The sequence below is a fragment of the Pseudomonas sp. Q1 genome, from assembly GCF_009935975.1.
GTDB classification, from domain to species: Bacteria; Pseudomonadota; Gammaproteobacteria; order Pseudomonadales; family Pseudomonadaceae; genus Aquipseudomonas; species Aquipseudomonas palleroniana.
Window position 1 is genome coordinate 245,670 of sequence record NZ_QODI01000008.1, and the last position, 11,930, is coordinate 257,599.

An 11,930-nucleotide genomic window follows, 5' to 3' on the forward strand; every position below is an offset into this window, starting at 1 on the left:
CAGATCCAACGAGTACGCACGATGAGGATTGACATGTTCAAGGTTAAAAAAACACGTCCAAAATTGCCCGTTGTTGCGAGGGCATCCCGGGAGCTGGCACTCGCCTTCGCATTGGGAGGAGTGCCAGTTCTGTTAAATTCAGAGTCGTCAGCACAGTTCAAGGCAATGCTGGACCTTTTACTCGCCGCACCTTTTTTGATGGGCTACTACGCGTGGCTATGTTTAGCATTCGCGGTGGCTGCAATTGTTAAATACAAGTGGAGGTTCATGTCCGCTCGGTATCAGCGTTGGCTCGACGCTGTGCATCTTTTTTTAGGTGACATTGGTGGAAGTTTTTTGACAGCAGGCAGAACGGGTCTAGGGGCGATACTGGGATTTTTAATGGTGTGGCACTGGGTCGAACCGGACTCATTGAGCGCTGAGCATGTAATTCGTACGCTTTTCATGGTATTCAGTCTCACTTTACTTAGCGTGATGCTGGCGTTAGGCGAAGAGACTTTGAAAGATCCAAAGCAAGCAGCAGCCAGTAAATAGCTCAGGAAAGTGGGGGCACTCTGCCGAGGGCAAACATCTATGGGGGCTAGTACAGTCACTGAGCGGCATTCATCGTTCGCTGCACATTAAGGCCAAACTGAATTTGCTCGCAGGCTGCTCTGGCTTGCATCGCAAGGGGCATCTGCTGCTGAAATCAGCACCGCACAAGTAGCGGTTTCCACGTTCTCAAAAACGTAGCCAGCCATCTCACCTTTGATTATTTCATCACTCATGCTCGAACCGCCTATGGCTTGTCCCAACGCCATTAGCTTTCCGGTCACATCCTTGAGGTTCGAAGACCTGCCACCAAGGCGGGAAAGACATTCATCATTCAGTTTTGATGATTGTGAAAAGCTGCTAAGGATACTGGCAGCGTAGGTAAACTGGGGCTCTACCGCAAAAGCGGGCTTAGTTTGAATCACATCACTGGCTGTCCACTCGATTGCAGCTACTGCGTTCGTCACCTTTATGGAAATTTCGATCAGCGCACGCCGCAGGCGCTGATGAGCGATGAAGAAGCCTTCCAACGATTTATCAATCACAGGTATTTCCAGCCTCATATCACACCTATTCAGTTGTTCAACCGGGCCACCGACCCGATGCTCCCCGAGGTCAAAAGTCATACCCACAATCTACTGCGTATGCTTGATGAGGCTGGCCAAGCTCGCTAACCACACGGCAAAACGCCTTCAAGCTGAAACGGGTGGTGTGGTCGATATCTGTGATCCCTTTATGGGCGATTGGGTGTTGCGCAACACGGATGTATCTGAGGTGTGGGGTGTCGGTCGCCACATGAAAATGCACTTGGACGCACTGTGCGTTAAAACCGCCATGGACCTGGCCAAGGCTGATCCGCGGATGCTGCGCACGAAATTCAGTGTTGTCATCGAGAAGACGGCCAGGAGTTGGCTGGAACGCCTTGCCTTGAATTGGATGAGCCTGATCCACCGAAGCAGGAAATCTGCTGTAGCCGAATGTTCGGGAAGCGCCTCACCGAGTTGGCGCCGATCAAGGAGGCGGCGGCGATCTACATGATGCGCGCGTCGGAGAAGCTTCGTGCCCAGGGCTCAGTGTGCAAGAAAATCCGCGTCAGCTTCCGTACGGGTATGTTCAATCCTGAGGAAACCAAATTCGCCAATGGGGTAGGGGTGGACCGGCCTTACCCCACAGACAATGTTAGGTTGCTGATCAAGGCAGCGGTGGATGCGCTTGAACGTTTGTACCGGTCAGGTTTTAAGTACAGCAAGGCCGAGGTCATACTTCTCAACTTTGACAGCCAGGCGAGTACACGGATGATTTGTTTGCGGCTTCATAGACCTCAGAGGCAACCAAGGCGATGGCTTGTTGGAGAAGATTAATGAGAGGTGGGTAAGTGGAATGCTGCGTGCGGCAAGCGTGGCAAGCAATCCTGATTGGGCGATATGGATTGAGATGATTAACCAGAATTATTCGACGCGCCAGTATCAACTGTGGACGATAGGCCGGATCTAGGAAGTCAGGCAATAAAATGCTCTTTGCCGGCGTAAGGAGGTACGCCTCAAATTTGCAAAGAGCCTGTTCAATTGCCGCAAACTATTTTTCCGTTGCGCCTGCACCATGATGAGATGTCACTAATGGTACCGATACGTTCTAACGGTACTCCGATTAAGGATTCACTCGGCCGCAGCCTGAATAGATTTAATCAGCACCGACGTAGCCTCATCTTTCGGTTCGACCGATGTAGCAATTTCAGCCGCGGATTGTTTCTGTTCCTCATCGGCAAGGGGAACCGTCTGGCTAAGGACCACTAGCAGGTTACGTTGGCCGTCTTCGCTTGATTCTGGAAACTGTTGAATGATCAAAGGAATAGCACGCGGATCCTTTAAGTTGACTAGGACATTGGTTGCGTAGGATCGCACCGTGCCGTCGTCACTTGCGGACGCTTTGGTCAGAGCCTTCAAATCGTCTTCTTCAACAACTGCTTTCAGTGCTCCGCTTTGGCCAGCATTTGATTGAGCAATTTCATCGAGGGACACAAGCGCACCAAGCTTTGTTCGATAGGTACTGTCAGTGCTCTGTACTTTCGTCAACAGGGGTCTTGCAGCGGGCATTCCTTTTTTCCCGAGCTCAGAGCGAGCATCGCGCCTCACATAAGTGCTGTCGGAGTTCAAATTATTGATTAATTCATCAACCGTTGGAGTTTCCTCATCCGCATAAGCCGTTTGCAAAAGCGACCAAGACGAACCATCAATAGCCGGCATTACTTCAACGACAACGCCCGTACTGGTCCCACTGGGACATGGGCCAACCTTGGCAATTACTTTATTCGTCACGTCGCTTAGGCTTGCATCCTGGGAGTTGTAAACCCATTGAAGGGTATCTCCTGATCCTAGATGTGGACTTAACAACGCAGCATCAATGCAGCTAAATATTTGTTCTCTATCACCAATGTTGACGATGAGGGCCAATTTTTTTCGAACAATGTCCTTGTCGAAAACTACAAAGTCATAACTGGTTTTCAATCGGGACCCAAAAAAATCGTTGTCGCCCTCGAAAACCATCGTAGCCTCTCTAGTGTCCCCCTCTATTTTTATACGTAGGTAACGCCCGTCCATGCGGTCCAAAATTATAAAAAATATGCCGACTGCGAGTGCCGCACACCCAATGATCGTCATTGATTGGCCCGGTAGGGTGACGCAGGCCTTAGAGCCAAAAGCACCAAGAATTATTCCTAGCCCCGTACAGAACATGAAAATTTTCAATGTAAAGTTACCAAGGTGCATTACTTCAAAAAAAGTGCCTATCCCGATCATAATCAACCCCATAACTAGGGCTGAGTAAAAAATAGGACCTGTCTCGACTGACCGTTTATCGGGCTCTAACTTGTCGTTCATGGCTACTCCGGGATTGCTGATTGCAAATGAGCGACCACTAGACTCAACAACCCAATGAGTGCATGTGCTTAAAGTGGTGGTGGATCAACGCTAGTCGGCACCTAGATACTTGTCCAGTAATGGCAGAAGTGGGCTGTTGTACAGAAGATTTACATTTGTATAACATTTTTCCAGCTAATTGGCCGATGCTAGAAAAGGTGTTTGTTACTGCTTTCTTCTTGAAAAGGTTGCAGGTTTTCAATTTAATTTTTTGCTGCCACCGCGAAGCTGCCCCTTACACAGTTGGGAGCACACAGCGTCTAGATGGGTACTTTTGGCTCGCCAAATTGTCATGGCTCAAAATCCATCTCATGTTCGACATGTTTCGTTACAAATGCTGGGAGTGGTGCTGGTAACGCGATGTCCAAATAATTGCATTTTGCTACTTATGTGCTGTTCTAGGAGGACTGTCCGCGCGGCTCACCTTTTGTTGCGCAAGGATCACCTTCGTCACAGAGCCGTTAGAGCCTCTGGTTGAGGTTTAGGAGCAAGGATGGCCCAGTCCAAAAAAATCAAGGTCATGCTTTCGAGTCGTTGCAACGACTGTTTCCCCATTGATAGCAATCACACCCTTAGCTCAATTCGAGAGCAACTCAAGCGCGAGATTGAAGGTACAAAGATGTTCGGCAAGCAAGTGTTTGAAGTCTGGATCAATGAAGACGCTCCTCCCGCCGATGCTATGGACGATAGCTGGGATACATGTCTACAGGCTGTTCGTGATTGCGATGTGATGCTTGTGTTGTCCAATGGCAATGCAGGTTGGGCCAAGCGTGCTGGCGACATTGGCATTTGCCACGCTGAATACATGGAAGGCCTGGCCACCACCCGCGGCAAGGTGCGCCTTATTGCTATGCCGAATATTCCGGTGGGTGAAGGGCAGGACGCAGAGACTGCACGCAATAAACTGTTCCAGGATTTTGTCTCGCTGCAGACGCCTTTTCGAGGCGGTACTGTTTCCACTGTCGAGCAATTGCGCACTCGGGTGCATGAAGCGCTTCTTGATGCTCTGGTTGTGCTCACCCAGCGAGGTGTTACGGCAGCGGCCTCTACGTGTTTTGACATGGGGCAGGCGCTGGACTGGACCCGTCTCGATTTCCGTCAGCGCAAACGCGCCATGGAATCCGTTCTGTTGAGAGCGCTTACCGGGACAGATGCACCTTCAAGCGAGACTGCCGTCGTTGTTCCCATTGCCGGCGCGAAAGTCGCGGTTCTGGTTCACGCCATCCCGGCCGCATTCACTGTTGCTGCTGCGCGCGAGCTTGTCGGTAAACCCTTCTTACGAGATCACCTTCATGCGGATGCTTTGAAAACCGCAGTTGGGCCATTGCATCTGATTGCCTGTCATCGAGGTGCAACAGAGACGCAGGCGACCGCGTTACTAGGCTTCGCCGATGCCACTGTGGTCAGTGGTTCCTTCGGCATTTTCGTCGCGGACGATGTACAGAAAGTGCAATTTGCGTTCCTGGCAAATTGTCGTGATGAATCACAAACCCGCCATGCCCTTCAACGATTCATGGAGTGGCTGGATCAAACCGGCGAGGCTGACATCTTGGCGAAGAGGGCCGCTTCGCGCGCCAAGATCGTCAGGGTAATCGCTGCTGAATATCAGGGGAGATATTAAGGATGGCCAAGTCGCTTTTCACCGTGGGGCCCGTGCTTTCGTTTCGAGGAATCAGTGCTGGGAAATGGAGGGTCACTGCGTTGATCGGTATCACCACTGGTTCGCCGGTACCCCAACTCTCTATCGAAGGGAAAGCATGCCCAGTCCCTGTGGTTCTGTTGGCGGGGCGTAAGGAAACCATCCTTCGTTATGACCTGAGCTGCGCTCTCCAGAAAGAGGAGCGGGTCGTAGAGTTTGGTTTGGTGGGGGAAAATTTTAGATGGAAGTTCTCTGTGCCCGGGAAAGACTATGCGCCCAGGATGGCGTATGTCTCATGCAATGGCTTTTCGGATCCGGCTGCAATGCGCAAGTTGGCCAAACCTCAAAATGCTGTTTGGGCAGATCTAATCGAAAATCATGACAGTGAACTGCGTCCCAATAGTTTTGAGCTGGACAAAGAACAGCTTTGGCACGAAAGCCGAATCCATGACAAACATCTGAAGCGCTTCCACTTGCTGCTAATGGGTGGGGATCAGATCTACTTCGACTCGATTTGGGAGGATGTCAAACCTCTCAAGCAATGGGTCGGGTTGTCGCGTAAGGACCAGCTGAAATTCAAAGTGAATGCTGCACTTGAGCAGGAGATCGAGTCGTATTATTTCGAGCTCTATGCCACGCGCTGGTTACCGGAGACGCGTCGCGACTGGGGCAAGGGTTTGCCGAACCTGGATGCGGCTGATGCCATGGCGCGTATACCAACGGTGATGATGTGGGATGACCACGACATCTTCGATGGCTGGGGTTCCTATAGTCCCGAGATGCAGCACTGTTCGGTGTTCCAAGTGTTGATGCGTTGTGCTCGCCAGGCGTTTTGGGTCTTTCAGCTTCAGCACGCGCTTGAAGATTTGCCGCCATTGCTGGCGCAGCAACAGCGGGTGAATATTTCAAAACAGGATCCGCAGTTTGAGCAAATCGAGTGGAGTGTGGAGCTCGCGGGCGATCCATTGGCGCTGCCGTTTCTCGATAATCAGCCAGGGTTCAGTTTTGCTCATCACATAGGACCTGTGTCCTTGTATGTCGGGGATTTACGTACGGAGCGCTCCCGCACTCAGGTGCTTGGTGAGAGAAGCTGGAGTGCGATGCAGGACTGGCTCGACACGCTTCGCGATGGCAAGCCGGCTCACCCAGGTAGCAAGTGTCAGCATTTGATTTTCATGTCATCCGTGCCTGTGGCACATCCTAAGTTGTCGTTGGCTGAGGGGTTGCTTGATACGTTTGGCCAGGATCACGTGCTCGACAGCAATGCCGATGATTTGAAGGATCATTGGTCGCACGGAGATCACGAGGGTGAGCGTAAGCGGCTTCTGGAGACGCTAACACGCGCTGCTGAGAAAAAGCTGCTACGCGTGTCGATTGCCTCTGGGGATGTGCATGTGGCGGCTTGGGGGAGCTGCTATCGCCGGGATATTCCTCCGACCTCCAACTGGGCGCAGGTTCAACAGTTCACCTCTTCCGGTGTGGTTCATCCCTCGCTGATAGGGGTATCGGAATGGCTTTTCCTTCAGCTGTTGAACCAGACCGCCAGTAAGGTTCAGTCGATTGATGTGCAGCATTGCGTTGAGATGATGCTTTTTCCGGGATCTAACCGTTACATGATGCCCGCCAGGAACTGGCTGGCGTTCGAGTTGGATGTGGGGGAAGGGAAGGGGTGTAAGTTGTGGGCGACGTGGCGGTGTGAGACTGACTCGGGATTTTCGAATCATTTGCAGGCGGTGCAGCCGTTTCAGTTGTGAAGGGCGCAGCGGGCCTGATGGTTTTAAGTGGTCGGGGCACTCCGGTTGTCCGTTACAGTTTTCTAGATTGGCCATTTCATTTTTCTAGTGCACGCCTTAATAGTTTTCGACTTGGGTTCATAGGTGGTAAGACGCTGTCGTTGCGTGCTGATAACCGCAGGTTTCGGCCAGAAGCGGACATTGGTCAGAGGGCCTGTGCACCCAACTAAATTACCTGGTGCGTCTAAAAACAAGGAAGCGACTCATTCAGTGTTAAAAAACTATCTTCAGGGAGCGGAGTGATATGCATATTGAGACCGTTTGGGTGCGTAATTTCCGTCGTCTGAAGGATACTCGCATTGATTTGGCGTCCGATATTTCAATATTTGTTGGGGCCAACAACAGCGGTAAAACATCTGCGGCGCACGCTTTGCAGCTTTTTACCTCAGCTTCGAAGGATCGATTTACCCTCCATGATTTCAGCTCAGAATGCTGGGATGCCATCAACGCTTTCGGAGAAGGGGCGGCCGGAGTCGAACTGCCAACCATCTCCCTCGACATCTGGTTTCGCGTCACGCCAGCCGATCTGCATCGAGTTGTAGATCTGTTACCTAGCCTAGAGTGGCAAGGTGCCCGGGTTGGTATTCGAGTGGAACTCGCCGCAGCAGATGCCGGCCTCCTGAGAAGCAGTTTCCAAGAAGCACGGGCCGGCGCGCGACGTGCTCAGTTGCAGCCAGCAGGGGAAGGCGTGGCACCAGCCGTTGCGCAAGACGGGTACAACCCGCGACCGCGTGACCTTTGTGACTTCATTGCAGACACCGTAGGTGACAGGCTAAGGCGTGATTTCGAATTGCGCTACTACATACTCGATAGCGCCGGATTTGATGCTGGTTTTAAACAGCTTGATGGTTACGTGCCTCTACGCCTGCTTCCTGATAAGGGTCGTAGCGGCAGGGATGTTCTGGGTAGCCTGGTAAAGGTCGACTGTTTGCATGCCCAGCGTCACCTGTCCGACTCCAATGCTGGATCTCGATCCGAAGATCTCTCCCGTTGTTTGAGTCGTTTCTATGAACGGAACCTTGAGAAGCGCGGCGAGGATTATGACGCTCAGCGCGCACTATACCAGTCCGAGAGTCTGCTGAATGACCACCTGGAGCGTGTCTTCGGTCCGACTTTGGAGCGTTTGGCCGATCTGGGCTATCCCGGGGTCAATAATCCTCGGCTGCTGATCAAGACTGCATTGAACCCTGCGACCATTCTGAGTAGCCATGAAGGGGCACGTGTTCACTACGCGCTCGGCGCTCTCGGAGCAGCAGAGGTCACTGCAACCTTGCCTGATAGGTACAACGGCCTCGGTTTCAAGAACCTGATTTATATGGTTGTTGAACTGCTCGATGTTCATGGTCGATGGTTGGACATTGAGGAAAACCGCCCACCACTCCACCTGATCTTCATAGAAGAACCGGAGGCGCATCTCCATGCTCAGTTGCAGCAGGTATTCATTCGGAAGGTGTTAGACATCCTTGCCGTGCCCGAGGAAGACGCCCCATATTGCACAAGTCAGCTTGTAGTCTCGACGCACTCGCCTCACGTCCTTTACGAGCGAGGCTTTAAACCTATTCGGTATTTTCGGCGAGTAGCGGATGCCGGCATACAGCAATCTCAAGTGCTCAGCATGACAGCTTTTTATGAGGCTACCGTAGATCCTAACGACCCAAATGACCGCACTAGGGATTTCCTTGAGCGATACCTTAGGCTAACTCACTGCGACCTGTTCTTCGCTGATGCGGCCATTTTGGTTGAAGGGAACGTCGAGCGGCTACTGATGCCGCAAATGATTGCTAAAGCTGCACCTCGACTTCAGTCGAACTATTTGAGCGTTTTAGAAGTGGGTGGCGCGTTCGGCCATCGATTCAAAGGCCTCATTGATTTCTTAGGGCTCACTTCTCTGATCGTGACCGACATTGACAGTGTTTCGCCGCCCGCAGGGGGCGCTTTACCCGCAAACGGCGAGGTACCGGTTGATGAGGATCCAGCGGATGCAGAGCCTGACGACAATGAGGAAGCTGAAGAGGCTGAAGCGAGACGTACAGGGCGCAAGGCGTGCATGGTTCATGAAGCAGGAGCTCTTACTTCAAACCAGATGTTGATCAAGTGGCTGCCGGGGCACACCACGATTGACGATCTGCTGGCTGCGACTGCCGAACAGCGCACTCAACTCCGAGATGAAGAAGGCGGCGCCCTCGTGCGCGTTGCCTACCAGACACCTGTAGAGGCGGTGTGGAGCGGGGCGACTCAAGTGAGGACAGGTAGGACGTTGGAGGAAGCGTTCGCACTGCAAAATCTAACCTGGACGCAGCACCTGGACCGCAAGGATCTTGGCCTACGCATCAAGGGTTCCAACAATCTGGAAATCGAAGGTATTGCGGAGCGCCTCTACCGTAAGGTCAAAAGCTCAAGTTTTCGTAAAACTGATTTCGCTCTCGGGCTGCTGGCTCAAGAGCCGTCTGCATGGGCGGTGCCAAATTACATTTCGGACGGTCTTCGTTGGTTGGAGGATCTGGTCGCCCCACCACCGCCCGCAGTAGCTGCGGTGGAAGAACCTCTCAACGGAGGCGACGTATGACTGCACGTATCGGTCAGCCGGATACTCAAGCAGATATTGAATTGCGAATGTGCTTGGACCAGCGTCCTCAACGCAGCTTTGTCATGGTTGCCGGCGCGGGTTCTGGGAAGACGACGTCGCTGGTAAAAGCCCTTGCGCACCTCGGCCAGACGCGAAGACTAAAACTCAACGTGCGTGGTCAGAGAGTCGCTTGCATTACCTACACTGAAGTAGCGGTCAAGGAAATCTGGGGTGACGTAGGTAACGATCCGCTGTTCCACGTGTCGACGATTCATAGTTTTCTGTGGACGGTAATTAGGCCATTCCAAGTAAATTTGAAGGCTTGGGTCATCGCTAGGATCCACGAGAAAATCGCCGAGGCGCAACAACATCACGACAAGCCTAGGACTCGGGCAGCAACTCGTGAGCGGCTCGTGAAAGATATCGCGCGTTACCAGCGTCACCTTGAGGCCGTAAGGCATTTGACTCATTTTAACTACGGCGCGGGAAGCGATTTCGGACGAGGTGTACTCGGGCACTTCGACGTTATTTCGGCGGCGGTCGAGCTAATCGAGCATAGTCAGTTGCTTCGTGATGTCATCGCCAGCAGGTATCCAGTCCTCTTCATTGATGAAAGCCAAGACACGCGTCCGGAAGTAGTGGCTGCATTTAGAAGGATTGCCGAGACGACTCCTGTGGAATTCTGCCTTGGATTTTTTGGCGATCCCATGCAAAAAATCTACCTTGACGGTGTTGGAGTCATCGAGACGGCCGCAGGCTGGGAGCAAATCACCAAGCCCGAAAACTTCAGGTGTCCGCAACGAGTGCTCCAAGTAGTGAATGCTATCCGGGAGCCCGATGACGGTTTGTGTCAAACACGAGGCCGGATGAACTGGGTTGACGGCAATCCTGAACCTGTCATGGGATCTGCACGCTTCTTCCTACTGAGAGCGGATGACCATCGCTCAGTGAAGCTAGACAAAGTTCGTGAATGGATGCGGCGTACGAACGAAGACGATCATTGGGTGAGTGATGACTCTGCCGCTGACTTCCGAGTGTTGGTGGTCGTGCATCGGATGGCAGCGGCGAGGCTCGGCTTTCCTAATCTTTACGCTGCTTTGAATGACAACGAAGCACCACCGTCCATCAAGGAGGGTCTCAAGGACGGCACCGCATGGCCACTGCGGCCGTTTCTGAGTTACTTGCTACCCTTGGCAATTGCGGTTTCAGAAAACCGAAAGCTCGACGTCATGAATTTCCTGCGTTCGGAATGTCCGTTACTACAGCCAACGGCTCTTGTCGGTGGCGATCCGGTAGCGGTGCTTCGGGCATTGCAAGTATCCACAACAGAGTTGGCCAGACTCATTTTTTCGAGCGATGCATTAATGCAGGACGTGCTCGTTCACTCCCAGGCAGCAGGTCTGCTGCAGCTGGACGAAGCGTGGGAAAAATATTTGGGCCCAGACCGCGCAGCCGACGATGATGATCCGGAGATCCCTGCAGTGTCGGCTTTCCTACGTTGCGGTGTCGGTGAATTGGCTGGCTATCGTCACTACCTCGAAGATCTTTCACCGTTTGCGACCCAGCAGGGAGTGAAAGGGGCGGAATTTGAACGAGTTTTGGTGCTCATAGATGACGAAGAGGGCAAGGGGCAAAGGCAGTTCTCCTACGAAAAGTACTTCGGCATTGTGGAGCCCTCAGATACTGATATAGAAAACTTTGCGCAGGGCAAGGATAGCGTGATGGATCGCACCAGAAGGCTTTTCTACGTGTGTTGTTCCCGAGCGACTAGGGATCTCGCTGTCGTCATGTTCGTGCAGGACATCGAAAATGCTCGAGCAAAAATCGCCGAGACCGGAATCTTCGAGTCTGGCGACATCGTGGATGAGTATGCTTTGGAAGCCGCTCTAACTTAGCTCTGGATTGTTTCCGCGTTCATTGCCTGTGCCTTTCATGACTGAACGGCATCGGTAGACTGCCGCTTACGGCGACTGACTCATGTCGACCCAATATAGCTGCCCATCACTGGTTACGACAATCGGTTTAGAACAGACATCGAGACTAGTAGAGTAGAGCCTACACTCTATTGCTAATGATCAAAACAGTTGGTGCGATGGTGGTTTGCGAGCAGTAGCGTATGACTTTTCCGAAAAAGGGCTGTTGGACTTCAGGCTGGGGGCATCCTTTTCAAACCATCCAAAGCATGCCCTCAGATGTGCCCCCAATGTAGCAATCCACTGGAAGTGAATGGAGCTCCACGGTTTGTGGAAAGGCAAAAATGATCAGATAAACAGTCTATCCGGCGCCGCCTAAAGACTCTCAGGGTCGCCGAAAAACATTTTGACATGGCTATATCGCGGTGTTTTCAGCTTGACAGAATCTTGATGTGCCCCCAGTTTTGCCCCACTCGCGCGTCGTACACGAGTTATCGCGGATGGCGATTTCTGACAGTACAGAGGTGGCACAGGATGGTCTTCAGTGTACATCCACGCCGGAATGGCCGGAAT

Annotated in this window: 7 protein-coding genes and 1 pseudogene; 6 read left to right on the forward strand and 2 right to left on the reverse strand. The window is 52.4% G+C overall.

All coding sequences use genetic code 11. The features are described from left to right. The first annotated feature begins 33 nt into the window (after positions 1–33). Positions 34–534 carry a hypothetical protein gene (locus tag DK870_RS14975; RefSeq protein WP_161548984.1) on the forward strand — a complete coding sequence of 167 codons (501 nt, stop codon included), beginning with the start codon at positions 34–36 and terminating at the stop codon, positions 532–534. Between the two features lie 86 nt (positions 535–620). Here DK870_RS14975 and DK870_RS14980 read toward each other — a convergent pair whose 3' ends face one another. Beyond that, a complete protein-coding gene (locus DK870_RS14980; protein ID WP_256679860.1) occupies positions 621–1,157 on the reverse strand; it encodes a DUF892 family protein in 537 nt (178 codons plus the stop codon). A 31-nt stretch (positions 1,158–1,188) separates the two neighbouring features. Between DK870_RS14980 and DK870_RS14985 the strand changes: the two are divergent. Next, positions 1,189–2,025 (forward strand): annotated as a pseudogene (locus DK870_RS14985) (DNA polymerase V subunit UmuC); the annotation flags it as partial. Positions 2,026–2,186: 161 nt separating this feature from the next. Here the strand turns inward: DK870_RS14985 and DK870_RS14990 are convergent. Beyond that, positions 2,187–3,407 (reverse strand): HEAT repeat domain-containing protein, encoded by a 1,221-nt coding sequence (locus DK870_RS14990; RefSeq protein WP_161548985.1) that lies wholly within the window; start codon positions 3,405–3,407, stop codon positions 2,187–2,189. A 532-nt stretch (positions 3,408–3,939) separates the two neighbouring features. On the opposite strand from DK870_RS14990, the gene DK870_RS14995 reads away from it, so the two are divergent. From DK870_RS14995 to DK870_RS15010, 4 genes are all read left to right on the forward strand, one after another. Then, the gene (locus tag DK870_RS14995) at positions 3,940–5,067 is read left to right on the forward strand and encodes a DUF4062 domain-containing protein (protein WP_161548986.1); all 1,128 of its coding nucleotides are present in this window, start codon (positions 3,940–3,942) and stop codon (positions 5,065–5,067) included. Between the two features lie 2 nt (positions 5,068–5,069). Then, positions 5,070–6,839 carry an alkaline phosphatase family protein gene (locus DK870_RS15000; protein ID WP_161548987.1) on the forward strand — a complete coding sequence of 590 codons (1,770 nt, stop codon included), beginning with the start codon at positions 5,070–5,072 and terminating at the stop codon, positions 6,837–6,839. A 283-nt stretch (positions 6,840–7,122) separates the two neighbouring features. Further along, the gene (locus DK870_RS15005) at positions 7,123–9,444 is read left to right on the forward strand and encodes an ATP-dependent endonuclease (protein ID WP_161548988.1); all 2,322 of its coding nucleotides are present in this window, start codon (positions 7,123–7,125) and stop codon (positions 9,442–9,444) included. After that, on the forward strand, positions 9,441–11,339 hold the full coding sequence (locus DK870_RS15010) for a UvrD-helicase domain-containing protein (RefSeq protein WP_161548989.1): 1,899 nt from the start codon (positions 9,441–9,443) through the stop codon (positions 11,337–11,339). Before DK870_RS15005 ends, DK870_RS15010 begins: the two co-directional genes overlap by 4 nt. The last annotated feature ends 591 nt before the right edge of the window (positions 11,340–11,930 follow it).

Coding starts and splice junctions, on each gene's coding strand:
- DK870_RS14975 (WP_161548984.1), top strand. CDS start 34: ATGTTCAAGGTTAAAAAAACACGTCCAAAATTGCCCGTTGTTGCGAGG.
- DK870_RS15005 (WP_161548988.1), top strand. CDS start 7,123: ATGCATATTGAGACCGTTTGGGTGCGTAATTTCCGTCGTCTGAAGGAT.
- DK870_RS15010 (WP_161548989.1), top strand. CDS start 9,441: ATGACTGCACGTATCGGTCAGCCGGATACTCAAGCAGATATTGAATTG.
- DK870_RS14990 (WP_161548985.1), bottom strand. CDS start 3,407: ATGAACGACAAGTTAGAGCCCGATAAACGGTCAGTCGAGACAGGTCCT.
- DK870_RS14995 (WP_161548986.1), top strand. CDS start 3,940: ATGGCCCAGTCCAAAAAAATCAAGGTCATGCTTTCGAGTCGTTGCAAC.
- DK870_RS14980 (WP_256679860.1), bottom strand. CDS start 1,157: ATGACTTTTGACCTCGGGGAGCATCGGGTCGGTGGCCCGGTTGAACAA.
- DK870_RS15000 (WP_161548987.1), top strand. CDS start 5,070: ATGGCCAAGTCGCTTTTCACCGTGGGGCCCGTGCTTTCGTTTCGAGGA.